A 24,155-nucleotide genomic window follows, 5' to 3' on the forward strand; every position below is an offset into this window, starting at 1 on the left:
ATGCGAACAAGTATGTCCGGCGACATGATGCGATAAGGCTGAGCGAATTTACACCAGCCATTCCGCCAATCATTTCAAGGAGAACCATGATGGTCAGCCGCCCCGCCCGTATGACCCCGCCGGTCGAATGCGTCCGCCTGTTCGATGCCGCCGCCGGCCTCGACGGCGTGATCGCAATTCACTCGACCGCGCTCGGGCCGGGCGCTGGCGGTTGCCGCCTGTGGCACTATGACGATGTCGATGGCGCGCTCGCCGATGCGCTGCGGCTGGCCGAGGGGATGAGCTACAAGAATGCGCTCGCGGGCCTGCCCTTCGGCGGCGCCAAGGCGGTGCTGCGCCGCCCCGCCGGCTCGTTCGACCGCACAGCGCTGTTCCGCGCCTTCGGCCGCGCGGTTGAGGCGCTCGGCGGGCTCTACGTAACCGCCGAGGACGTCGGCACCACCGTCGCCGACATGCAGGATATCGCGGGCGTCACGCGCCACGTCGCCGGCCTGCCCCCTGCGGGCGGCCGCGCGGGCGGCGACCCCTCGCCCTGGACCGCGCGCGGCGTCTTCGACGCGATGCAGGCAGCGGCGGCGCACACGCTGGGCCGCGACCTTACCGGCCTGACCGTCGCGGTGCAGGGCACGGGCAATGTCGGCGCCGACCTCTGCCGCCGCCTCGCCGACGCCGGGGCGCGGCTCGTCATCGCCGATCCGAACCCCGCGCGGCGCGACCGGCTCGCGGCGATCCACGGGGCAGAGGTCGTGCATGTCGACGACATCCTTCGCGTCGAAGCCGACATCCTCGCCCCCTGCGCCCTCGGCGGCGCCCTCAATGCCGAAAGCGTCGGCGGGCTGAAGGCGCGGCTGGTGTGCGGCGCCGCGAACAACCAGCTCGCCGAACCGGCGGTCGCCGACCTGCTGATGGCGCGCGGCATCGCCTATGTCCCCGATTATGTCGCCAACGCGGGCGGGATCATCAGCGTGTCGGCCGAATATCTGGGCGAAGACGAAGCCGAGGTTGCGGCGCGCGTGGCGAAGATCGCTCCGCGCGTGACCGCACTCCTCGACCGCGCCGCACAGGAAGGACGCTCGCCTGCCATCGTCGCCGACGAAATGGCCGAGGAGGTCATCGCGGCCGGGGCACAGCGCGCGGCGGCCTGAATGCACCGCTTTCACATCGCCGCGCTCGCCGATCCGCAGTCGCTTCCCCGCATCACCGGCTTCTTCGGGCAGCGCGGCCTCGTCCCCGCGGCGGTTGCCATGCAGACCGGCGACGGCGCGATGCGACTGCGGATCGACGTACCTGGCCTCGACGATGGCGCGGCGGCCGTCATCGCATCGAAACTCGGCGCGCTCTTCGCCGTGACTGATGTCGCAATGATCGAAGCCGCCCTCGCCGAATAGGCTATTTCCCCTGCGCCGCGACGACGCGCAGGATGTTGCCGCTCCACATTTTTTCGATGTCAGCGTCCGAATAGCCTGCGGCCTTCAGCCGCTCGGTGACTTTCGGCAAGGCCGAAATATCCTCGATGCCCTTCAGGCCGCCGCCGCCGTCCCAGTCGGCGCCGAAGCAGATATGATCGACGCCGCCGACCTCGATCGCGCGTAGCACCATCTTCATATAATCCTCAAAATCCGCGGCCCACATCGCCTCGCTCTTGTCGAGTTCGCGCCACTGACGCGTCAGGTCCGCCTGCGCTTCGGGCGTAATCTCGCCGATATGCTCATATTTTCTGAACAGCTTGGCGCGCGCCGGCGACATGTTCATCTCGGACATGAAGATCGTCGAAATGCACATCGCCCCGTCCTTTTCGGTCAGCTTGCGCAAGCGTCCTTCGTCTAGGTTTCGTGGATGGTCATGCGCCGACCGCAGGCTCGAATGCGAGAGCAGGATCGGATATTTCGACAATTGCAGGATCTGGTCGAAGGTCGCGTCCGACGAATGGCTCGCGTCGATCACGATGCCCAGCCGGTTCATTTCTGCCACCCATTGTTTGCCGAGCGGGCTCAGCCCGTTCCAGCGCGGCTTGTCGGTCGCGCTGTCGGCAAACTCATTGTTCGCCGAATGGACCGGCCCCGCCAGCCGCACGCCCTTGTCATAGAACTCCTGCAACAGCGACAGATCCTCGCCGAGCGGATAGCTGTTCTCCATCGACTTGAAGGCGACGAGCTTGCCTTCCTTGTTCAGCCGCCGCGCATCGTCGGCGGTGCGCGCCGCGCCGATGACCCCGCTGTTGTCGGCGATCATCTTGTCGATCAGGTCGGACCGTTTGCGCGCATGGGCAAGCGCCGCGGCATAGCCCGCCGGGGTCAACGGCCCCTGTTCGGTGTAGATGGCAAAGAAACCGCCATCGAGATTGCCGTCGCGCATCCTCGGGATATCGAGCTGCGACAGGTCGGTCGCCAGATCGTGCCGGTCGGCGAAGTTCCAGTCCTGCCGCTCGAAGTGGAGCGGCGTGTCGAGATGGGTGTCGAGCACCAGCATCCGGCTGTGCAGCGGCGGCGGCGCCGCCTCCGGCTTGTCGCCCGCCGCCGAACAGGCGAACAGCGCGGTGGCGGCGAGCAGAATGGCAATGCGCTTCACTTCTTGTCCTCCACGGGCTTGAGGTCGAGATCCTGATAGTCCCAGCTGAAATCGGCGATCATGCTGACGGGCTTCATCGTCACGCCGGTCACCTTGCCGTCGGCGTCGAGCGCGAAGGTCACATAGGCGGGCTCGATCGCGGGATCGTCGAATTCGGTGACGAAGCTGTCATATTGCCAATGCTTGAGCCGGCCCGCCATGCGCGGGGTCGAGGTGAAGTCGATCGTCAGCCCCTTCGCCCCGTCGGCGATCACGACATCGCCGTACCACGGATCGCGATAGCGCCCCGCATAGCCCGCGGGCTTCAGCGACGGGCCGACCTTCGCCGGCGATGCCTTCGCCTGTTTCAGATATTCGACGCCGCCCGCCAATCGCGCTTCGAACCAGTCCTGCCATTTGGTCGTCCAGCCATAATCGGGCTGATCCAGATAATGGTCGAGCAGTTCGTAGGTCAGCCCTAGGATCATCCCGCTGTCCTCGCTGTTCATCATGATCGCAAAGCCGACATTCTTGTCGGGAATCATCACGACGCGCGTGATCGAACCGAACACGCCGCCGCTGTGCTGGATGATGCGGTGGCCGCGATAATCCTGCACCTGCCAGCCGAGCGCATAGGCCTGCTGCATCGGCTGCGCGGGTTTCAGGCTGTCGGGCAGTTCGGTGATCGGCATCGGCGTTACCGGGGTCCACATCTGCTTCGCCTGTTCCTCGCTGAACAGCCGTCCGCCGCCGGGCAGCGCGCCATGGGCAAGCTGGATTTTCAGCCACGCCGCCATATCGTCGGCGCTCAGCGCCAGCCCGCCCGCGGGCGCACCGTTGCGGCCGAGCTCGTCGCGTTCATCGAGCGCCTGCTGGGGCCCCAGCCCGCGCAGCGCCCCCGACAGGCGCGCATGCGGCCACGAGCGGTTGGGGATACGGAAGCGGTCTTCGCTATCGCTCGTCGCATTCTTCATGCCGCCGGCGCGCAGCACATGCTCGCGGATGAAATCCTCCCAGCGCTGGCCGGTCACCTCCTCGATCAACTGCCCGGCAACGGCATAGAGGATATTGTCATAGGCATAGGCCGAGCGGAAACTCGTCTTGGGCTTGAGAAAGGCGACGCGCTCGACCGTCTGCTTGCGCGTCAGATAGGTGCGCGGCACGAACATCAGGTCGCCCTGCCCCAGCCCCAGCCCGCTCCGGTGGACGAGCAGATCGCGGATCGTGATCTCGCGCGTGACCCACGGGTCGTTCATGCGGAACCACGGCATATGCTTGATGACCGGATCGTCCCACGCGATCTTGCCCTGATCGACGAGCACCGCCAGCGCGGCGGCGGTCATCGCCTTGCCGGTCGATCCCGTCTGAAAGATGGTTTCGGCGTCGATCGGCGCGCTCTCGCCCAGCTTGCGCACGCCCCAGCCGCGCGCCAGCGTCGTCCGGCCGTCCTCGACGATCGCGATCGACACGCCGACCGCGCCGATCATCTGGCGCAGCGCCTCGACGCTGTCGCCGATGTCGGCGGGCGGCTCGGCCCAGCCGGGAACCGAAAGGGCGAGCATCAGCGATGCCGCCAGCAGACGCGCGGATTTCATGGACGAACCTCCTGCTTGGACGAGGGGCCCCGCTTGACGAGGCGATAGGTGCCGATCCCCAGCAGCGGGACGACGTAAACGGCCAGGAACAGCCAGGCGAGGATGCGGTATCCGCTCGCGATCAGGTCGACGAGCCCGACGCGCGCCGCGACGAACATGCAACCCGCCAGGATGGCCGCGCCGATCAGCGCGCGTCCCGCGGTGCCGGGTGCCGCGCGACCGCGCGCCTCGAACGCACCCGCGATCCGTTCGTTGATCGCATGGATCGCCCCCACCCCGCTTTCGAGCAGCGCGGTGAAGATCATCAGCTGGAACAGCAGGTGAAAGCCCGGCACCGCCATCTGCCGCAAAAGAAAGTCGGAGGGCAGCGTCTCGTCGCCGATGCCGGGATAAAAGGCCATCATCGCCACGAAGAACAGGATCGCAGGCAGCATGGTCAGCGGCCCGGCGATCGCGCCCGCGATCAACGCGTCGCGGCGGCTCGTCAGGTGGCGCAGCACCGGCAGCACGACGACCGCCCCGACGATGTTATAGCTCGCATAGGTGATGCCGCCCGCCATCCACCCGTCCGCCGGCGGTCCGGCCGCGGCGAAACCCGCGCCGATGCGGTCGCCAAAGCGGGTCAGCGCAAAGAAGAGGAACAGCGCATAGACCGCATAGATCAGCATCGAGGCATATTTGAACAGGCGCTCGACCCCCGCTTCGCCGAACGCGGTCGCAAACAGGATCGCGGCGGCCAGCACGATCGCCCCCATCAGTTCGGGCCAGCCGAAGGTCGCCGCCCCGATCGCGCCGGCGGCGGCGCCGAACACCGCGAGGATCAGCACGACGAAGATCAGATAGGCCGCCTCGAACAGCACCCAGCCGGGGCCGAGCAATTGCTGGAAGAAGCTGCGATAGTCATAGGCGTGCAATTGCCGCGCGAGCGCGAAGGTCAGCGCCGCGACGACGCTCCAGATCAGCGTCGCGAGCAGCATCCCGGCAAGCCCGCCCCACGGTCCGGCCGGCACGAAATATTCGGCCAGTTCGCGGCCCGTCGCATAGCCGCCGCCGATGATGACCGCCTTCAGTGCGAAACCGGGCAGCAGAAAGCGCTGAAACCAGCTCCCTCCGCTGCCCGCCTCGCCCACCATCACGCGAGACAGTTTTCGACGAGCTCCGCGAACGCCGCGCCGCCGCGGATCGGATCGGCGACCGGCAGGCCTAGCCGCGCCGCCTCGGCCGCCATCAGCGCCGCGGCCGCATCGGCATCATAGCTCGAGGTGTTGAGGCTGACGCCGCCGCAGCGGATCGCGGGATTGGTCCGGCTGCCGAGCCGGATCGTCAGGTCGATCACCTCCTCGATGCTCGGCAGGGCGAAGCTTTCCATTCCCAGAATGACCGTGCGCGTCGGATCGTGGCAGACGACGAACACGTCGGGCTGGCTGCCGTGGAGCAGGCCGAGCGATACCGCGGCATAGGCGGGGTTGAAGATCGACCCCTGCCCCTCGATCAGATCCCAGTGATCGGCAGGCGCGTCGGGGCTCAGCATTTCGGCAGCACCCGCTTCGAAATCCGACACCACCGCATCCATCGGCATCCCGCCGCCCGCGATCATGATCCCCGTCTGCCCAGTGGCACGGAAATCGGCATCGATCCCGCGCTCGGCAAAGGCGCGGTGCAGCGCCAGCGCAGTATATTTCTTGCCCAATGCACAATCGGTGCCGACGGTCAGCAGCCGCTTGCCGCTGCGCTTGCGGCCGTTGCCGATCGGAATCGAAGGCGGCGGGGTGCGAACGTCGATCAGCCGCTGGCCGGTGTGCCGCGCTGCATCGGCGAGCGCGGGGATGCTCGTCAGCCGGACGTGAAGCCCGCTCACGATGTCGAGCCCCGCCTCCATCGCCTCGACGAGCACCGCGACCCAGCTGTCGCCGATGATGCCCCCCTGATTGGCGACGCCGATGACCAACGAACGCGCGCCCGCCGCCCGCGCCTCTGCCGGCGACAGGCGCGGCAGGCCGGTGGTGACGGCGCAGCCGCCGATCCCCCATTCACCGACGCAGCGGTCGGCGGCCCAGTCGGCAAGGCCAAAGGCGGTCTTGGCATAGCCCGCCTCGGTCGTGTCGCCCAGAAAGAGCAGATAGGGCTGCGGGAGGGTGAGCTGGCTGTCCAGCCGGCCCGTCGGCGCGTTCATCGCTGTCACTCCGCTTTCGTTCAAAAGGCCATGTCGATCGCGACGCCGATCGTGCGCGGCTGCAACGGCGAGATCGACAGGAAGCTCGGCTGGTTCAGCCCGTCCGCCATCGTCGAGCGCGCCATCTCGCCCTTGTTGTCGAACAGGTTACGCGCGTAGGCGCGCAGCGTCCAATGGCCGTCCCACGTCACCGACGCATTGAGGTCGACCGAGGTATACGGCTCGGCGCGCGCGGTCAGAGGATCGCTTTCGACCAGCGACAAGCGGCTGCTCGCGTGGCGGATGCCGGCGCCGAGGCTGCCCTTGGCGCTGCCGCCCAGCTCAAAGTCGTAGTCGGCGCGGAGCGCGCCGCTGAACTTCGGCACCGCTGGCAAACGGTCGCCCTTCGCTCCGCTGATTTCGGGAACATCCTCGCTCAGCGAGGCGTCGGTGTAGCTGCCGGTCGCGCTGATCGTCAGGCCCGGCGCCGGGCGAAAGGCGATGCTGCCCTCGAAACCCTTGCTCGTCGCCTTGCCGCCGTTGGCCCCGCCATTGACCCCGCCGAACGAGCGGACGACCTGAATGTCGGTCCAGTCCATCCAGAAGGCGGCGACATCGACCGTCACCATCCGGTCGGCCAGATCGGCCTTCAGTCCGACCTCATAGTTGGTCATGCGGTCGGCGGATACCGTCGGGGGCACATTGGGAACGATGACGTTCGGGCCGCCCGGACGGTAGCCGGTGGCGACGCGGCCGTAGAGCATTGCGTCCTTGTTTATGTGAAATTGCGGGCTGACCGAAAAGGTCCAGACGCTCTCTGCAGAGCTTCCCGGATCGTCGGCCTGGGGCACGATCGCGCCCGAGCTAATCTGGCGGAACGTCTGCTTGTTGCGCGCCCAGCGTAGCCCGCCGGTCACGTCGAACTGCTCGGCGAGCTTCAGCGTCGCATTGCCGAAGATCGCATATTCCTTGTAGGTCGCGGGCAGCCCGACGATCGCCAGCGGATCGAGCCCGGCGATCGGATCGCCGTTCATGTCATAGGACCGCACAAGCTGCGCGTTGCTCGTCTTCTCGTCGGTGAAAAAGCCGCCGATCATCCATTCGAACCGCCCGCCGCTTGGCGAGGTCAGCCGGACTTCCTGCGTCCACTTGTTGAGCCCGAGGTCGAGGTAAAACGGCGTGATGCCCGGATCGACGGCGCCATCCGTAAGCAGCGGAAAGAGTACGCCGAAAGCATAGCTCGCATCCTGCACCTGACGGCTCTTCGTCTTGCTGTAGGTGGTCGCAGAGGTCAGCGTTGCCACGCCGAAATCATAATCGATCGTCGCCGAATAATAATCGAGCGAAATATCATAGGATTCGGGGACATAATTGTTGAACGAATGGCCCTTGCCGAGCCGGTTGCCCGCAAGATCTGCGGCATAGAGGCCGTTGCCGTCCGAATTGAGCGACTGCCAAATGCCCGCCAGCTTGACGCTCAATTGCGGCGTTGGTTGCCAGAGCAACGCCGCGCGGCCGCCGCGCTGTTCGAAATCATTCTGATCGGTCAGCCCGGAATTATTGACGCTGTCGACCCAGCCCGGGCTCCTGCGCCAGGCGAAACTGCCGCTGATCGCCAGCGTGTCCTGCGCGATCGGGACGTTGACATAGGTTTGCGCGCCCCAGCCGAGACCGCCTGCATCCTTGATCGAAAAGCCCTCGAGCCCGGCGCGCACGCGGAATTCATGCGTGTCGGGTTGCACCGTGACATATTTGACAAGGCCGCCGATCGAGCTCGCACCATACAGAGTGCCCTGCGGACCCTTCAGCACTTCGACGCGATCGAGGTCATAGGGCATCAGGTCGATCGTGAAGGCCCCCGCGCGATTGTAGATCGCGCTCGATCCGACCGGCGCATCGTCGAGGTAGATGCCGACCGTCTGCGCGGCGCTCAGCGGTGCGACGCCGCGCAGCGTGATCGTCGTCTGCCCCGGCGTGCCGCCGTTGCTCACGTTCATGCCTGGAACATAGCCGGCATAATCGACGAGCGAGGCCGAACCCTGCTGCTGGATATCCTCACCGCCGACCACGCTGATCGAAATCGGCACGTCCTGCACGTTCTGCACGCGCTTCTGGGCGGTGACGACGATCTCGCCGCTATATTCCGCGCCGCCCGCTTCCTGCGCCTGCACCGGCATCGCCACCGCGAGCGCCGCGATGCTGCTTGCAATCCAAAGACCCTGTTTCATCGCCTTACCCCCACACTTGCGCGAGCAGGCGGCGGAAATTGCCCCCCAGCACCGCGCGGATGTTATCGTCCGAATAGCCGCGACGGATCAGTTCCTCGGTCAGGTCGAAGACCTTGAGCGGGTGGTCGAAACCGTCGATGTCGATCTTGTCGCGAAAGGCATAGCTGTCCTTGTAGCTTGCCTTCAGCGCCGCATATTCCGCCGGCGCCATGTCGTCATAGCCGTTGAGGTCGGCGTCGGACCCGATGCCGACATGCTCGATCCCGACCAGCTTGGCGACATGGTCGATATGATCGGCCATATGGCCGACATTGGTGGGGTCGCTCGCGCGGACGAACATCCGCACTCCGGTGATCCCCATAACCCCACCCTTGGCGGCGAGCGCCTTGATTGCCTCGTCGGTCTTGACCCGCGGATGGTCGACCAGCGCGCGCGCATTGCTGTGGGTGATCGCGATCGGCCCCTTGGCGAGCGCGATCGCGTCGAGCGTGGTGCGGTCGCCGCAATGAGACACGTCGATCAGCATCTTCGCCCGCTCCATCGCGTCGATGATCGCCGCGCCATAGTCGCTGACCCCGCCATCGACCCGGTCGGTACTGCCCGACCCGATGCGGTTCTGGCTGTTATAGGTGAGTTGCGCGCAGCGCAGGCCCAGCCGGCGAAAGACCGCGACATCCTCGACGCCGTCGAACTGGTCGGCATTCTGAAGGCCCATGATGACCGCGCATTTGCGCATCGCCTTTGCGCTGTCGAGGTCGTCCACCGTGTCGACGAGCGAAAAAACATGGCCGTTGCGGCCGACGAAGCCCTGCCACCCCGCCATATATTCCATCGCCTGCGCCCGCGCATCGGGGCCGCCCAGACCGAAGCTGTTGTGGAAGCCCGTGATCCCGCTCGCGCGAAACTCCCCCGCCTCGGCATCGGTCAGACGGTGCGCGATATAATCGGGGGCCATCGTGATCTTGAGCGGCGCGAGCATGTCGATCACGAGCGAAGCAGCGACCAGATCGACCGCGCGCGTCGAATAGCTGCGCGCCGGCGTTGCGGCGAAGGCATAGGCGCCGCGTCCGATCATCGGCGCTGCGATCGTCGCAGACAAGGCTGTCCCGACCGCGCCCGCCACAAAGGCGCGGCGCGTCGCCGGGAATGACGCGGTCATTCCACCCTCCACCTCAAGAAAATTTCATTTTCTAGACTATTGTCCTAATCAGAAAATTGTCAACCCATTTAGGACAGGAAAATTCATATCAGCCGCCACCCCACAGGCTCGGCGGACAATGGATCTTGCCGTCGCGATAGGTGACGCCGGGCTCGCGGTCGCGCGCGAGGAACGTCGGCCCGTCGAGGTCGACGATGTCGCAGAGCTGCCCCACGAGGTAGGATGGCGCCATCGACAGGCTGGTGCCCATCATATTGCCCACCATCACGTCGAGCCCCAACCGCCGCGCCTGCCGCGCGATCGCCAGCCCCTCGGTCAGCCCGCCGCACTTGTCGAGCTTGATATTGACGACATCGAAGCGCCCGACGAGCGAGGCGGTGTCGGCGAGCGACAGCGCGCTTTCGTCGGCAACGAAAGGCAAGGGCCGCTTGACCCCGTCGAGGTCGGCCTCGCGCCCGCGCCGCAGCGGCTGTTCGAGCTGCGCGATGCGATGCGCGACGAGCAGCGGCAACAGATCGCCCAGCGTAGCGCGGTCATAACCCTGATTGGCATCGACGCCGATCCACGCATGCGGCCGCGCCGCGCGGATCGCGGCGATGCGCGCCGCGTCAAGGTCGACCTCGCCCGTCAGCTTTACCTTCACCGGCGCGTGCGGGTCGATCGCCAGCGCGGCGGCGGCCATCGCTTCGGGGCTGTCGGCGCCGAGCGTCAGCGTCGAGCGCAGCGCGCGCGGCGGGTCGAGCCCGGCCAATTCCCAAACGGGCTTGCCCGCACGCCGGGCCTCGAGATCCCAGAAGGCGCAGTCGATCGCGTTGCGCGCGCCGCCGGGGGGCAGCAGATGCTGCAGATCCTCGCGCGTCGCGCCGCCTTCGATCGCGGGCCGCACCCGCGTCGCTTCGGCGAGCATATGGTCGATATCGTCGCCGAGGTAATAAACCCCCGCCCCCTCGCCGCGGCCCTCATGGCGGCCGTCGGACAGGGTGGCGACGAGCAGCGCAGTCTCGGTGAACACATGGCCCGCGATGCGGAACGGCTGGTGATAGGGAAAACGCTCGACGCGAAGGTCGAGCGTCAGTCCGGTCATGACATCGGCCGTCATCAGTAGACCATGCCGAAGCCATAGAGGTGGAAGTGCAGCGTCAGCCAGACGAGCACCAGCGCCGACAGCAGCAACAGCACCGCCCCCAGCTTCATCGTCCAGCGGCGCTTGTCCTTGATGCACAGCCACAGGTGCCACGCGCTCGTCGCCAACAGGCCAAGGCTGGCGATCGGCGTCAGCACGCGCAGCAGGATGATCAGCCAGTCGAGCGGGCCGCCGACGCTCCCGATATCGCCCGAGAAGGTGACGATGAACATCGCCCATCCGGCGACCGCCGCGATGACGAGCCACGCGAACAGCCGCGACAGCCGCCACGCGCGCCGCGCCTGGCCTTCGAGCGCAAAGGTCGCGCCATAGCTGCGGCGGACCAGCGCGCGCACCGGCCATGCGAGCGCCGCAAGCAGCACGAGCAGCAGCGCTGCGATCAGCGCCGGGTTCAGCCAGGCGACATTTTCGCCCGCCGGGGCCGGCCAGAAGACCATGAAGGGCGACGCGGCATCCAGGCTGATGCGCACGACGCGTCCGTCCTTGACCTCGGCAGCGAGCCGTTCGCCGGTGCCGGTGTCGCGCCACACAAAGGGCTCGACTTCGACCCAGTCGCGCGGTCCGGCGCTCAGCCCGTCGAGCGCGGGCATCGCGATCTTGCCGTCGGTTCCGACCACGATCTGCGCCTGGCCGAGCAGGCCGAACAGGCTCATGAAATTGGTGAAGGACCCGCGGCTCGACACATAATGGCCGGCCAGCATCGCGGCATGGTCGCGCGCAGTCTTTTCATCGACCTGTCCGGGCTTGGGCGTGCCGGGCAGATAGCGGTCGGCGAACTGGTGGAACAGCGCGCTGCGGATCGCGCCCGCTGCGCCTTCCTTGCCGGGGCTGTTCATCGACACGAACAAGCCGATGTCCGAATCGGGGAACAGCCACAGATAGCTGTGGAACCATTCGGTATCGCCGCCGTGCGCGATCGCGCGATGCCCGTTGACCCATTGTTCGTAGAAGCCGAGCGCCATGCTGTTGAGCGGGCCGACGCCGGGCGCCTTGTAATCGTGCATCAGCTTCGCCGTCTCGGGCTTCAGCAGCACGCCGCCGTTGTTCAGATGCGCCATCATGAACTTGCCCATGTCGCCGCCCGACGCCGACAGGCTGCCCGCGGGGGCCGGCACGACGATTTCGAAGGGCTTGGCCTTGTCGGTCATCACGCGGTAGCCGCTCGACATGAAGGGCGCGAGCGCGGCCGGCAGCGGCTGGCGGAAGCTCGCATATTTCATGCCCAGCGGCGCAAAAATGTGCCGATCGATATAATCATCGAAGGATTCGCCGCTGGTGCGCTGAACGATGTATCCGGCCAGCGCGGTCGCATAGTTGGAATAGGCGGGCGTGCTTCCCGGCGCAAAAACCCGCGCGGGCAGCGCTTCGCGCGCATAATCCTTCAGCGGCATCACCGCCTCGGGATCGCTGCTGATCAGATAGCGGATCGATTCTTCAAAGCCCGCGGTGTGCGTCATGATATTGCGCAGCGTCACCGGCTTGCCCTCGAAGGGCGGAATCTTGAAATCGAGATAGGTGTTCACATCCTTATCGAGGTCGAGCTTACCGGCTTCGACAAGCTGCATCACCGCGGTCCAGGTAAACAGCTTCGACACCGAACCGGGGCGAAACAGCGTCGTCGCGGGATCGACGGGCTTGCGCGACGCGACATCGGCAAAGCCATAGCCCTTCTGCAGCACCGTGCCGCCGCCGCGCACCACGACGACGACCGCACCGGCAACCTCGCCGCGCGCGAGCGCATAGGGCATGAAACCGTCGAGCCACGCCTCGACATCGGCGGCGTCGAGCTTGGCCGCGCCCGCGGGCGGCGGCGGCACGGCCGGCGTCTGCTCCGCCGGCTTGGCGGCAATCTGCTGCACCGGCCCCTGCGCGGCCAGCGGGACGGCCGCCAGCACTCCCAATCCTATCATAAGCTTGCGAAGGAAACGCATCGCTTTATCCCCCTTATCCGGCGCGCCGCGCGACATGCTTGCAGCGAGCCGCGAGACGCCTTACCAAGGGTCAGCAATAAGTGACCCAATGCGGACATAATGATCCTGATTGGAAAATTGTCAAATGAGGAATGGACCGACCCGATGACATCCCGATCGAATCCCCCGACGCTCGGCGAGGTCATGCGGGGAATTCGCACCCGAAATGGCTGGACGCTCAAGGAAATGAGCGCGCGCTCGGGCATCCCGGTATCGACGCTGTCGAAGGTCGAACATGACCGGCTGACGCTCAGCTACGACAAGCTGCAACAGCTCAGCCAGCGGCTCAACATCCGCATGTCCGACCTGTTCGCCGAAGATGCGGGGGACAGCGCGCCGCGCGTCACCGGCCGGCGCAGCGTCGGCACCATCGACACCGCGGTTCGCGTCACCACCGACAATTACGACTATCATTATCTCTGCACCGACCTGCGGCAAAAGCGCATGATCCCTATCATCACGCGCATCCGCGCGCGCAGTGCGAGCGAATTCGGCGAGCTCGTCCACCACCAGGGCGAGGAGTTCATCTATGTCATCGAAGGACGGATCGAAGTGCACAGCGAATTTTACGATCCCGTGGTCCTCGACGCGGGTCAGGGCATCTATATCGATTCGTCGATGGGTCACGCTTATGTCGTCGCCGACGGCTGCGACGAGGCGCTGGTCCTCGGCGTCTGCTCGAGCGCCGACGAAGGGTTGATGGATTCGCTGATGAGCCTCCATGCATAGCCGCTCGCCCTTCGTCGCGGCGCTGCTCGCCAGCTCGCTGCTCCTTTCGGCCTCGGCCGGCGCGCGCGGCGCGGCCCCTGCCTATGACGTCGTCATCCGCGGCGGGACGCTCTACGACGGTTCGGGCGCCGCCCCCGTCGTTGGCGATATCGCGCTGAAGGGCGACCGCATCGTCGCGGTCGGCACGGTCGCGGGCCGCGGCCGGACCGAGATCGACGCAAAGGGCATGGCTGTCGCGCCCGGCTTCATCAACATGCTGAGCTGGGCAACCGAATCGCTGATCGCCGACCCGCGCAGCCTCAGCGACATCCGCCAGGGCGTGACGCTCGAAGTGATGGGCGAAGGCTGGTCGATGGGCCCGTTCAACGCGACGATGAAGGCGCAGGAGACCGAGCGTCAGGGCGATATCAAATATGACATCAGCTGGACGACGCTGGGCGATTATTTCGCCTATCTCGAAAAGCGCGGCATTGCGCCCAATGTCGCGAGCTTCGTCGGTGCGGCGACAGTGCGCGTGCACGAACTGGGCGAAGGCGATGTCGATCCCACCCCCGAACAGCTCGCGCGGATGCGCGCGCTCGTCCGTCAGGCGATGGACGAAGGCGCGCTGGGGGTCGGCAGTTCGCTGATCTATGCCCCCGGCTCCTATGCCGAGACCGACGAACTCGTCGCGCTGACCAGCGAGGCGGCGCGCTGCGGCGGCATGTATATCAGTCATATGCGCTCGGAAGGCGACCGGCTTGAGGAAGCGGTCGACGAACTGATCGCCATCGCGCGCCGGTCGGGCGCGCCAGCCGAAATCTATCACCTCAAGATGGCCGGCCGCGCGAACTGGGACAAATTCGCGCCCGTCGTAGCGAAGATCGAGGCGGCGCGCGCCGCGGGAACGCGGATCACCGCCGACATGTACACCTATACCGCGGGCGCCACCGGGCTCGACGCCGCCATGCCGACCTGGGTTCAGGCGGGCGGACTGGAAGCGTGGATCGAGCGGCTGAAGGATCCGGCGATCCGCGCCCGCGTCGCGGCCGAAATGAAAAGTCCGGGCAGCGACTGGGAGAATCTCTACATCGGCGCGGGTGCCGACAAGATGATCCTGACAGGCTTCAAGAATGACGCGCTCAAGCCGCTCACCGGCAAGACGCTGGCCGAAGTGGCGGCGATGCGCGGAAAATCGCCCGAGGAAACCGCGATGGACCTTGTCGTCGAGGATGGCTCGCGCGTCGGGACCGTCTATTTCCTGATGTCGGAAGACAATGTCCGGCGCCAAATCCAGCTTCCCTGGATGAGCTTCGGCTCGGACGCCGCATCGCAGGCGGCCGAGGGCGTGTTCCTGAAGTCGGGCGCCCACCCACGCACCTATGGCAATTTCGCGCGCCTGCTCGGCCGCTATGTTCGCGACGAAAAGCTGATCCCGCTCGAAGAGGCGGTGCGGCGGCTGACCTCGCTCCCCGCGGGTAACCTCAACCTTCAGGATCGCGGCGCGCTGCGCCCCGGCTATTTCGGCGATGTCGTGATCTTCGATCCGGCGACCGTCGGCGACCGCGCGACCTTCGAAAAGCCGCACCAATATGCGACCGGCGTGCGCGATGTGTTCGTCAACGGTACCGCGGTGCTGCGCGGCGGCGACCCGACCGGCGCGACGCCGGGCAAGGCGGTACGCGGATCGGGCTGGAAGCGCTGCTCCTGATCGCGCGCGCATTGATCGGCGGTGATTGACCGGCGGCGGCCGAAACCGCCGCCGGCCCCGTTCAATTCCGTCTTTTCAGTTGGATTCGCTCTGATCGGCGCCGTCGGCGGGCGCTTCGGCCGGCGGGGCGGCCGCGCGCGCCTTGCGCATCGCTTCCATTTCGGCCTTGTCGACGAAGCCGTCGCCATTGGTGTCGAGCCGCTTCATCAGCGCATCGACCCGCTCGGGCGTCGCCATCGATGGCTCGCCCATGCGCTCGGCGCGCATTTGCATCATCTTCGCGATCTCGTCCTTGTCGAGCTTGCCGTCGCCATTGGCGTCCATCATCGCGAACATGCGTTCGCCATTATGCGCCGGCGGCTGCGCGTGCGCGGCCGGTATTGCAAGCATCAGCGGCGCGGCAATCGTCAGAAATTTTCTCACATGTCGTCCTTCACTATGGGCGGCAAAGCGCCGGGCACCCCGCGGCTCAATGACCCATGGTTTGTCGCAAAACTATGCCAGTTGCGCCGTGGTGCCGCAGTCGCGGGCCAAAGCGCCGCCGCGCCCACTCGTCAAGGCGTCAGCACGACCTTCCCCACCACCTCGCGCCGCTCGAGCATGGCAAACCCCGCGCGCCAATCGGCAAGATCGAGCACGGCGTGGACATGGGGGCGGATCGCCCCGCTCTCCGCCATTGCGTCGATTGCGACGATATTCTCGGCCCCGCGCTCGGGAAAGCGGCGGCCATATTCGCCCGCGCGCACCCCAACGACCGAAAAGCCCTTGATCAGCGGCATATTGACCGAAATATCGGGAATCCGCCCCGATGCAAAGCCGACGACAAGCAAGCGGCCGCCGAAGGCGATGCAGCGCGTCGATTCGTCGAACACATCGCCGCCGACCGGGTCGAAGATGACATCGGCGCCCCTCCCTTCCGTCAACGCCTTAACCGTCTCGCGAAAACCGGGCGCCGCCTCGATCACCGCGTCGGGTGTGTAAAGCGCGGCAATGGCATCGCGCTTCGCGGCGCTGCTTGCCGCCGCAATCACCCGCGCGCCCAGTCCGCGCGCCAGATCGACCGTCGCCAGGCCCACACCGCCCGCCGCGCCGTGGACCAGCACCCAGTCGCCGGGCGCGACCCGCGCGCAGCGGACGAGCGCGACATAGGCGGTCAGATAGGCGACCGGACACGCCGCCGCCGCCGCCCAGTCGAGCGCGGCGGGCTTGCGCCGCAGCGTCGCCGCCGGAACGATGCAATATTCGGCCATCGCACCGAAACGATTGCCGCCGATCACCGCATCGCCGGGCGCCCAGCCTTCGACGCCCGCGCCCATCGCATCGACCTCACCCGAAAACTCCAGCCCCGGCACGAAGGGCAGCTCGGGTTTGAGCTGGTAGGCGCCGCGCGTCATCAGCAGGTCGGGAAAATTCACTGCTGCTGCCCGCACCCGCACCCGCACCTCGCCCGGCCCGGGTTCGGGTCGCGGCCGGTCGGCGATCGCGCAACCCGCGTGATCGGGCGCCAATTGGCTCACTTGCAGCGCGCGCATGAAAATCCTTTCCTACAATATTCCAATATGGTTCGTTTCAATATCTCAGTGAACCAAAGAAGCGAATCATGTCACTTGCCGACCTGCCCCGCCTTGCGATTGACGCATTGATCGATGCCCTCATCGACCGCGAAGGCGGATATGTAAACCACCCCGCCGATTGCGGCGGCCCGACGCGCCGGGGGATCACCGATGCCGTAGCGCGGGCGCAGGGCTATACGGGGCCGATGCGCGATCTGCCCCGCGCCGAGGCGGCCACCATCTATTGCCGCATCTATTGGCTGCGCCCCGCCTTCGATCGCATCGCCGCGCGCGCCGCGCATTGCGGCCGAACCGTTAGATACCGGCGTCACATGGGTACCGCGATCGCCACTGGCGTTCTCCAGCGCGCACGCAACGCGCTCAACCGCACGGCGCGCGACTATCCCGATATCATGGTCGACCGCGCCATCGGCCCGCGCACGCTGTCGGCACTCGACGGTTCTTCTGAAAGCGCGCGGCAAGGGCGGCGTAACCGTGCTGCTGCGAGCGATGGAGGCGCTGCAGGGCGAACGCTACATCGCGCTCGCCGAACGCCGCCCGAGCCAGGAGGCATTTCTCTACGGCTGGCTCGCAAACCGCATCGGCGGCGGCTGATGAGTATCATCATACCGGGACGTACCGTGAACTTTGACAACTTCCAGCAAAAGGATCCGCAAATATGAGCATCATCGAAGGCCTGATCGGCCCCGTCGCCAAGCTGATCGACAAGATCATCCCCGACCCCGAAGCGCGCGACCACGCCAAGCTCGAACTGCTGAAGCTCGAGGACAGCCAGGAAATGGAGGCGATCAAAACGCGGATGACCGCGATCGTCGCCGAAGCGAACAGCACCGACCCCTGGACCAGCCGCGCGCGGCCCAGCTTCCTCTACGTCATGTATACGCTGCTTCTGTGGGCGATCCCGATGGGCCTGATCGCCGCGACGCGCCCCGACATGGCAAAGGGCATCGCAGAGGGCATGAACGCCTATCTCGCCGGCATCCCCGAACCGCTCTACGCGCTCTTCGGCACCGGCTACCTCGGCTACACCGCCGCCCGCGCATGGGGGAAAGCGAAAGGGGGGGAGGACTGAACCTTTCCAAGCCCTGCTCTCAATTGTGTGTCCCCGTGAAGGCGGGGACCCATCTCCCGCCGGCTCGTAATTGCACTGCCGGATGATGGATCCCCGCCTTCGCGGGGATACAGGTCGCTATTAACTGGCCGCTCTTTCTCCCACCACCGCCGCCAGCTTCGCCAGCGACGACGTCAGCCCCGCCTCATGATCCTTCGCCGAAATCCCCGGCGGCACATGATGCGCATCGACCGTGACCAGCGTCCCGCCGCCCTTGCGCGACAGATACCAGTGCATCGCCATCGTGCCCGAAAAGCGGGGATCATCCGACACGAATTCGACCTCCCACACGATCAGCCGCCCGTCATCGAGCACCGGGATGTGCACCGCGACCAGATCGCTGTCATCGTCGCTCTTGGTCTCGACATCGGAGTCGTCGAAGGTCAGGCGCAGGCGGAACCCGCCGCCCTCGCGCAGATCGCTATGCTCGAATGCGCCCGTCGCGCCCTCGGGCGGTAGCCAGCGCGCCAGTTTTTCGGCGCTGGTAAAGGCCGCGAACACATCGACCAGCGGCGCGGCGATCAGCCTCTCGGCATGATCGGTGCGCCGCGTCTTCTTTGTCGGTTTCACGTCCCACCGTTTCAGGCGAGCGCGGCCTTGACCGCCGCGACGGCGTCGTCCGCCGCGCCGCCGTTCGGGCCGCCGCCCTGCGCCATGTCGGGACGGCCGCCGCCGCCCTGCCCGCCGAGCGCCGCAACCGCGACCTTGACCAGATCGACCGCGCTATGGCTGCCCGTCTTGTCGTCGGTCACGCCAACCGCGACCGACGCGCGGCCATCATTGACCGCGACGAGCATCGCGACGCCGCTGCCGACCTGCTTCTTGAGGCCATCGACCGTGCCGCGAAGTTCCTTGGGATCGAGCCCCTCGACGACCTGCGCCAGAAAGGCGACATCGCCGACCTGTTCGATCGCCGGACCCGCCGCCGCTCCGCCGCCCGCACCGCCGCCACCAAGCGCCAGCGCCTTCTTCGCGTCGGCCAGCTCGCGTTCGGCTTTCTTCAGCGCCTCGGCCATCGCGGCAACGCGCGCCGGCACCTCGTCGGGCGAGGTCTTGAGCGCCGCCGCCGCCGACTTCAGCGCCTCGTCGCGGCCCAGCAGCCACTGGCGCGCCGCCTCGCCGGTCAGCGCCTCGATACGCCGGACGCCCGACGAAACCGCGCTTTCGCTGATGATCTTGAACAAGGCGATGTCGCCCAGCGCCCGCACGTGCGTACCGCCGCACAGTTCGACCGAATAGCTATGCTCGTCGCCCTTGCCCATGCTGAGCACGCGCACCTCGTCGCCATATTTCTCGCCGAACAGCGCCATCGCCCCCGCTGCGATCGCGTCCTCGGGGGTCATGAGCCGCGTCGAGACGGGTTCGTTCGCCCGGATCTGCGCGTTCACATCGGCTTCGATCTGGGCGATTTCCTCCGGCGTCAGCGCCTTGGGGTGCGAAAAGTCGAACCGGAAACGATCCTCGGCAACCAGGCTGCCCTTCTGCGTGACATGCGCACCCAGACGGTTGCGCAGCGCGGCGTGGACAAGGTGCGTCGCGCTGTGGTTGGCGCGGATGCGATCGCGGCGCGCGGCATCGACCGACAGATGCACAGTGTCGCCGACCTTCAGCTTGCCCGCCTCCAGCTTCGCCTGATGCGTGTGCAGCCGGCCGAGCGGCTTGCCGGTGTCCTCGACATTGGCCTTGGCGCCTTCCAGCGTTGTGATCGTTCCCGCGTCGCCCATCTGGCCGCCGCTTTCGCCATAAAAGGGCGTCTGATTGGTCAGCACGACCACCGTGTCGCCGGCTTCGGCGGTCTCGACCGGCTGGCCGTCCTTGACGATCGCGATCACCTCGCCCTCGCCCTCTGTCGAGGTGTAGCCGGTGAACTCGCTGCTGCCATTGGCTTCGGCAAGGTCGAACCAGATTTCATCCGACGCCTTTTCGCCGCTGCCCTTCCATGCCGCGCGCGCCGCTGCCTTCTGCTGCGCCATCGCCGCATCGAAGCCCGCGCGATCGACCGCGATACCCTGCGCCCGCAGCGCATCTTCGGTCAGGTCATAGGGAAAGCCGAAGGTGTCATAGAGCTTGAAGGCGACATCGCCGGGCAGCGTCGCGCCCTTGCCCATGCCCACGGTCGCCTCGTCGAGGAGCCGCAATCCCTTGTCGAGCGTCTGGCGGAACTTGACCTCCTCGCGCTCCAGCGTCTCGGCGATCAGCGCCTGCGCGCGGATCAGCTCGGGATAGGCCGCGCCCATCTCGGTCGTCAGCGCCGGGAGCAGTCGGTACATCAGCGGATCCTTGGCGCCGAGTAGATGCGCGTGCCGCATCGCGCGCCGCATGATCCGGCGCAGCACATAACCGCGCCCTTCGTTCGACGGCAGCACGCCGTCGGCGATCAGGAAGCTCGATGCGCGCAGATGGTCGGCGATGACACGGTGGCTCGCCAGGCTTCCGCCCTCGGCGGCAACGCCCGTCAGATCGACCGACGCTGCGATCAGCGCCTTGAACGTGTCGATGTCGTAATTGTCGTGGACGCCCTGCATCACCGCCGCGATGCGTTCCAGCCCCATGCCGGTATCGATGCTCGGGCGCGGCAGGTCGACCCGCTGCCCATCCGGCATCTGCTCATATTGCATGAACACCAGATTCCAGATTTCGATGAAGCGGTCGCCATCCTCTTCGGGCGATCCCGGCGGGCCGCCCCAGATATGGTCGCCATGGTCGTAAAAGATTTCGCTGCACGGCCCGCACGGACCGGTGTCGCCCATCGACCAGAAATTGTCGCTCGTCGGGATACGGATGATCCGCTCTTCGGGAAGACCCGCAATCTTGCGCCACAGGTCGAACGCCTCGTCGTCGGTGTGATAGACGGTCGCGGTCAGCTTGTCGGCGGGCAGGCCCCAGGTCTTGTGAACCAGCGTCCAGGCATGGTCGATCGCCTGTTCCTTGAAATAGTCGCCGAAGGAGAAATTCCCCAGCATTTCAAAGAATGTATGATGCCGCGCCGTATAGCCGACATTGTCGAGATCGTTGTGCTTGCCGCCGGCGCGAACGCATTTCTGCGACGACGCGGCCGTGCTGTACGGACGCTTCTCCAGCCCGGTGAAGACATTCTTGAACGGCACCATGCCCGCGTTGACGAACATCAGCGTCGGGTCATTGAACGGCACCAGCGGTGCCGACGGTTCGATATGGTGGCCGGCCCCGGCAAAATAGTCGAGGAACGAGCGGCGGATGTCGTTGGTCGATGTCATGCGCGCGATCTAGTGCCGGATCGTCCGTTACTCAAGCACAGACGCGCAGCATCAGCGCTGGCAGAGCCGGTCGAGCTGCTGCCCGGTCAACCCCTGCTGGTTCACCAGCGCCTGCGAGATGAACTGCACATCATATTGGGCGATGCGATATTCGCCTTCGCGAACGCGCTGCACCAATATCCCGCCGCACGTTCCGGCAATCCCCGGATGATCGTCGAGCACCGAAAACAGGACATAGGCGCCGGGATATGCGGCGCCACCTGGATTGTTGCTCCACGCGACGAATTGCGGCGTCATCGATCCGTCGCCGGTCTGGAACTGCGTGGCGCCGGCATGCAGGTTTGCCCAGTCCTTCGGCGTGATTTCCGCCAGCGGGTCCATCATCGCGATCCCGGCCTGATCGCCGCGATCGAGCCGGTCGAGGAAGCGCGTCACGAAGCTGGTCGCCGCCGCCGTATCGGCGTCGCTCGCCTTCCAGTCCGCCGGAACGGGCTTGTAGGGATCGGTCGCGGGATCGTAGCAGAAGAATTTCTGCCGCAGATTTTCGATCATCATGACATTGCGGGTCGTATCGACGCGGCTGTCGAAATTATACCGGCCGAAACGCACCTTCATCTTGCCGCAGCGCTGCGCCGCAATCCGCTGGACCTCTTCCATCGTCGTCGTCAGCCGCGCCGCCTCGATATCGGCGACATCGGCGCTGAAACCACCCGCGGCCAGCTTCTCGACGCGAATTGCGGGCTCGCCCGCCGCCGCAAGCAACAGCGCCAATAGCAGACCTGCCATAACCCCGAACTCCCCCCGCCTTCCGTCGATCGGATGACCGCAGGCCGATATTGCGGACAACGGGCGCGCGCCGCAAGTCCGATGAGGGCTGGCTCAGCGCCACTGCGCTCAAAAAGCGGTCGCGATGCCCTTGCCCAGATAGCAGGGAAGCTGATGCAGCACGTCGGCCTTGGGCACCCCGTCCTCGATCAGGGCAGGCGGCACTTCCGACGTATCGACGCGCACGACGGTGAAGGCGGCACGGGGCGCGCTGCGATGGACGACGACATAGCCGCAATCCATCGTGCCATCCTTGCGATCGCCGCGAAAATCGAACGCGGCATAAAGGCCGGGCGGCTGTCCCGCCGGGTCGGCATACCAGGTCAGGCGCAGGATGCGCAGCGTGCCATCGGCCCACAGCGCAGCCCGCTTGCGCAGGTTCATCTCCCATTCCAGCCGCGGGTTCGACGCCTGAAACGACAGGCGCAGCATCGCATAGGCCGCCTCATAGTCGCGCTTCGCCAACGCCATCGTGAACCCGGTGAAGCGGTCGATCGCGCCCTCCTCGTCGGCTGGGGCGGGCTCGAAGCTCTTACCCGCGGGTACCACGACGTCGCGCTCGACCCCGGGCCCCAGAACGGGCGGCGCGGCCGCCAACGGGGTCGCCGCTGTGAATAGTGCGGTCAGGAGCAGCACGCCAAACCGGCGATCAAAAGACAAAATAATCGCCCCCGCGTTCGCGCGCGCGCTGCCAGGCGGGGCGCGCGTGGCACGCCGCGACGAAGGCGGCGAGGCGCGGATAGCGATCGGCACCGTTCATCGCCGCAACCTCGGCCGGGAAGCTCAGCATGATGTCGGCAGCCGACAGGCGATCGCCGATGAAATGCCCGGCGTCGCCGATCTCGCTTTCGAGATAGGCGAAATGCGCGCCGAGCTGTTCGTCGATCCGCGGTCGCAGCGGCGCCGCAGCATCGCCGAGGCGGGCAACATAGAGATTGAGGAGAACAGGAGTCATGGCCGAACCTTCGGCAAAGTGCAGCAGCTCAAGGTGCCGGACATGATTGTCGGTGCCGCGCGGCGGGATCAGGGCGTCACCGCCATGGCGCTCGCACAAATATTCGACGATCGCGCCCGATTCCTGGATCACCCGCCCGTCGTCCTCGAGCAGCGGCGATTTGCCGAGCGGATGGACGGCTTTCAGCTCGGGCGGCGCGAGGTTGGTAACGGCGTCGCGCTGATAGTGGCGAATTTCGAATGGAGCGCCGATTTCCTCGAGCAGCCACAATATGCGCTGCGACCGGCTGTTGTTCAAATGGTGGACGATCAGGCTCATCGCATTCTCCTCTTATCCGCGCCAATATCCGTTGCGATCGATTAACGCCGCCAGCTCGCGCACCAGCTTGGCGCCGACAATAGCGGTCACGCCGCCGATGTCGCGGCCCGGATGATGTTCGACGATGTCCGCGCCGACGATCGGCGCGCACTGCCGGTGCAGCACCGCGAGCAGTTCGCGCACTGTCAGCCCGCCGGGCTCGGGATGCGCGACGCCGGGCGCCGCCGACGGATCGAGCCCGTCGAGGTCGATCGAGATATAGAGCGGGCCGCTCAGCACCGGCACCGCTTCGGGAACCAAGCCCGCCATCGGGACGATCTCGACGCCGAAGCGATCGGCTTGTGTGGCGCAATGGCGATTCAACGTGCGGATACCGACCTGGACCAACCGCGCGGCAAGGCCCGCTTCGCATATCCGGGCAAAGGGCGACGCATGGCTGCGCGGATTGCCGCCGAAGTCGTCGTACAAGTCGGGATGCGCGTCGATGTGCAGGATGTTGAGCGGACCGAAACAAGCGGCGGCGGCTTCGACGAGCGGAAATGTCACCGCATGATCGCCGCCGAGCGCGAGCGGAATTTCGCCATCCTCGTGCAGCATCGCGACATGGCGCCGGATCGCGGCATCGTCGTGTGCGACATGCTCGGTCAGCGGCAGGTCGCCATCGTCAGTGAAGGCGATATCCGTGCCGATTTCGGGACCGAGCTCGCTTGCCATATTGCCGCGATCGCTGCGCAGCGCCGCACGGATCGCCGCAGACCCGCCCGCCGCGCCGCGTTCGAAACTACTGTTGACGTCGGTCGGCAAACCGAAAAGGCGGATCGCGGGCATCGAGCCTGTGTAGTCCTTGCCCCTGAACACGCAAGCCGGGATGCGGTACACGCCCCCGCCAGCATGGTCAGCGGCGGCATGGTCAACGGCGGCC

At 66.3% G+C, this 24,155-nt stretch carries 21 protein-coding genes and 1 pseudogene; 6 read left to right on the top strand and 16 right to left on the bottom strand.

Going from position 1 to position 24,155, the window contains the following annotated elements; genetic code table 11:
* The first annotated feature begins 89 nt into the window (after positions 1-89).
* Together MU856_RS09880 and MU856_RS09885 are read left to right on the top strand one after the other, a co-directional pair.
* Complete coding sequence (locus tag MU856_RS09880) at positions 90-1,145, top strand: Glu/Leu/Phe/Val family dehydrogenase (RefSeq protein WP_263588977.1); 1,056 nt, start codon at positions 90-92, stop codon at positions 1,143-1,145.
* A complete protein-coding gene (locus MU856_RS09885) occupies positions 1,146-1,388 on the top strand; it encodes a hypothetical protein (protein ID WP_062902795.1) in 243 nt (80 codons plus the stop codon).
* 1 nt (position 1,389) lies between these two features.
* On the opposite strand, the gene MU856_RS09890 is transcribed toward MU856_RS09885, so the two are convergent.
* The 8 genes from MU856_RS09890 to MU856_RS09925 all read right to left on the bottom strand — a co-directional run bounded on the left by MU856_RS09890 (position 1,390) and on the right by MU856_RS09925 (position 12,720).
* Complete coding sequence (locus tag MU856_RS09890) at positions 1,390-2,568, bottom strand: membrane dipeptidase (protein ID WP_263587464.1); 1,179 nt, start codon at positions 2,566-2,568, stop codon at positions 1,390-1,392.
* A complete protein-coding gene (locus tag MU856_RS09895) occupies positions 2,565-4,142 on the bottom strand; it encodes a serine hydrolase (RefSeq protein WP_263587465.1) in 1,578 nt (525 codons plus the stop codon). Before MU856_RS09895 ends, MU856_RS09890 begins: the two co-directional genes overlap by 4 nt.
* Complete coding sequence (locus tag MU856_RS09900) at positions 4,139-5,275, bottom strand: hypothetical protein (protein WP_263588978.1); 1,137 nt, start codon at positions 5,273-5,275, stop codon at positions 4,139-4,141. Before MU856_RS09900 ends, MU856_RS09895 begins: the two co-directional genes overlap by 4 nt.
* Positions 5,275-6,315: a DUF1611 domain-containing protein gene (locus tag MU856_RS09905; RefSeq protein WP_263588979.1), complete on the bottom strand. Its 1,041-nt coding sequence runs from the start codon at positions 6,313-6,315 to the stop codon at positions 5,275-5,277. Before MU856_RS09905 ends, MU856_RS09900 begins: the two co-directional genes overlap by 1 nt.
* A gap of 20 nt (positions 6,316-6,335) precedes the next feature.
* Positions 6,336-8,522 (bottom strand): TonB-dependent receptor, encoded by a 2,187-nt coding sequence (locus MU856_RS09910; protein WP_263587466.1) that lies wholly within the window; start codon positions 8,520-8,522, stop codon positions 6,336-6,338.
* Between the two features lie 4 nt (positions 8,523-8,526).
* Entirely contained in the window at positions 8,527-9,681 is a 1,155-nt protein-coding gene (locus MU856_RS09915; protein WP_263587467.1) for a dipeptidase, read from the bottom strand.
* 88 nt (positions 9,682-9,769) lie between these two features.
* Positions 9,770-10,780 carry a dipeptide epimerase gene (locus MU856_RS09920; RefSeq protein WP_222103021.1) on the bottom strand — a complete coding sequence of 337 codons (1,011 nt, stop codon included), beginning with the start codon at positions 10,778-10,780 and terminating at the stop codon, positions 9,770-9,772.
* Positions 10,780-12,720: a serine hydrolase domain-containing protein gene (locus MU856_RS09925; RefSeq protein WP_263587468.1), complete on the bottom strand. Its 1,941-nt coding sequence runs from the start codon at positions 12,718-12,720 to the stop codon at positions 10,780-10,782. The genes MU856_RS09920 and MU856_RS09925 overlap by 1 nt, the downstream gene beginning before the upstream one ends.
* 180 nt (positions 12,721-12,900) lie before the next feature.
* Here MU856_RS09925 and MU856_RS09930 point away from each other — a divergent pair, with 180 nt between their 5' ends.
* Both MU856_RS09930 and MU856_RS09935 read left to right on the top strand, forming a co-directional pair.
* Positions 12,901-13,524, top strand: a complete 624-nt coding sequence (locus MU856_RS09930; RefSeq protein ID WP_062765817.1) for a helix-turn-helix domain-containing protein — start codon at positions 12,901-12,903, stop codon at positions 13,522-13,524.
* On the top strand, positions 13,517-15,214 hold the full coding sequence (locus MU856_RS09935; RefSeq protein WP_062902802.1) for an N-acyl-D-amino-acid deacylase family protein: 1,698 nt from the start codon (positions 13,517-13,519) through the stop codon (positions 15,212-15,214). The genes MU856_RS09930 and MU856_RS09935 overlap by 8 nt, the downstream gene beginning before the upstream one ends.
* A gap of 75 nt (positions 15,215-15,289) precedes the next feature.
* Here MU856_RS09935 and MU856_RS09940 read toward each other — a convergent pair whose 3' ends face one another.
* Positions 15,290-15,637 carry an EF-hand domain-containing protein gene (locus tag MU856_RS09940; protein WP_062902803.1) on the bottom strand — a complete coding sequence of 116 codons (348 nt, stop codon included), beginning with the start codon at positions 15,635-15,637 and terminating at the stop codon, positions 15,290-15,292.
* Positions 15,638-15,768: 131 nt separating this feature from the next.
* Positions 15,769-16,746: an NADPH:quinone oxidoreductase family protein gene (locus tag MU856_RS09945; RefSeq protein WP_263587469.1), complete on the bottom strand. Its 978-nt coding sequence runs from the start codon at positions 16,744-16,746 to the stop codon at positions 15,769-15,771.
* 68 nt (positions 16,747-16,814) lie between these two features.
* Between MU856_RS09945 and MU856_RS18745 the strand changes: the two are divergent.
* Both MU856_RS18745 and MU856_RS09955 read left to right on the top strand, forming a co-directional pair.
* Positions 16,815-17,382 (top strand): annotated as a pseudogene (locus MU856_RS18745) (glycoside hydrolase family 108 protein).
* 64 nt (positions 17,383-17,446) lie between these two features.
* Complete coding sequence (locus MU856_RS09955; protein ID WP_062902805.1) at positions 17,447-17,860, top strand: holin family protein; 414 nt, start codon at positions 17,447-17,449, stop codon at positions 17,858-17,860.
* 120 nt (positions 17,861-17,980) lie between these two features.
* Here MU856_RS09955 and MU856_RS09960 read toward each other — a convergent pair whose 3' ends face one another.
* From MU856_RS09960 to MU856_RS09985, 6 genes are all read right to left on the bottom strand, one after another.
* On the bottom strand, positions 17,981-18,469 hold the full coding sequence (locus MU856_RS09960; RefSeq protein ID WP_062902806.1) for an SRPBCC family protein: 489 nt from the start codon (positions 18,467-18,469) through the stop codon (positions 17,981-17,983).
* Positions 18,470-18,480: 11 nt separating this feature from the next.
* The gene (gene alaS, locus MU856_RS09965) at positions 18,481-21,135 is read right to left on the bottom strand and encodes an alanine--tRNA ligase (protein WP_263587470.1); all 2,655 of its coding nucleotides are present in this window, start codon (positions 21,133-21,135) and stop codon (positions 18,481-18,483) included.
* A 51-nt stretch (positions 21,136-21,186) separates the two neighbouring features.
* Positions 21,187-21,921 carry a hypothetical protein gene (locus MU856_RS09970; protein WP_263587471.1) on the bottom strand — a complete coding sequence of 245 codons (735 nt, stop codon included), beginning with the start codon at positions 21,919-21,921 and terminating at the stop codon, positions 21,187-21,189.
* A 108-nt stretch (positions 21,922-22,029) separates the two neighbouring features.
* Positions 22,030-22,596: a hypothetical protein gene (locus MU856_RS09975; protein WP_238929690.1), complete on the bottom strand. Its 567-nt coding sequence runs from the start codon at positions 22,594-22,596 to the stop codon at positions 22,030-22,032.
* A 13-nt stretch (positions 22,597-22,609) separates the two neighbouring features.
* Entirely contained in the window at positions 22,610-23,233 is a 624-nt protein-coding gene (locus tag MU856_RS09980) for a glutathione S-transferase family protein (protein WP_062902810.1), read from the bottom strand.
* Positions 23,234-23,245: 12 nt separating this feature from the next.
* On the bottom strand, positions 23,246-24,061 hold the full coding sequence (locus MU856_RS09985; RefSeq protein WP_263587472.1) for an agmatinase family protein: 816 nt from the start codon (positions 24,059-24,061) through the stop codon (positions 23,246-23,248).
* Positions 24,062-24,155 lie beyond the last annotated feature (94 nt).

Source organism: Sphingopyxis sp. GC21, from assembly GCF_025727575.1.
Lineage (GTDB): Bacteria > Pseudomonadota > Alphaproteobacteria > Sphingomonadales > Sphingomonadaceae > Sphingopyxis > Sphingopyxis terrae_A.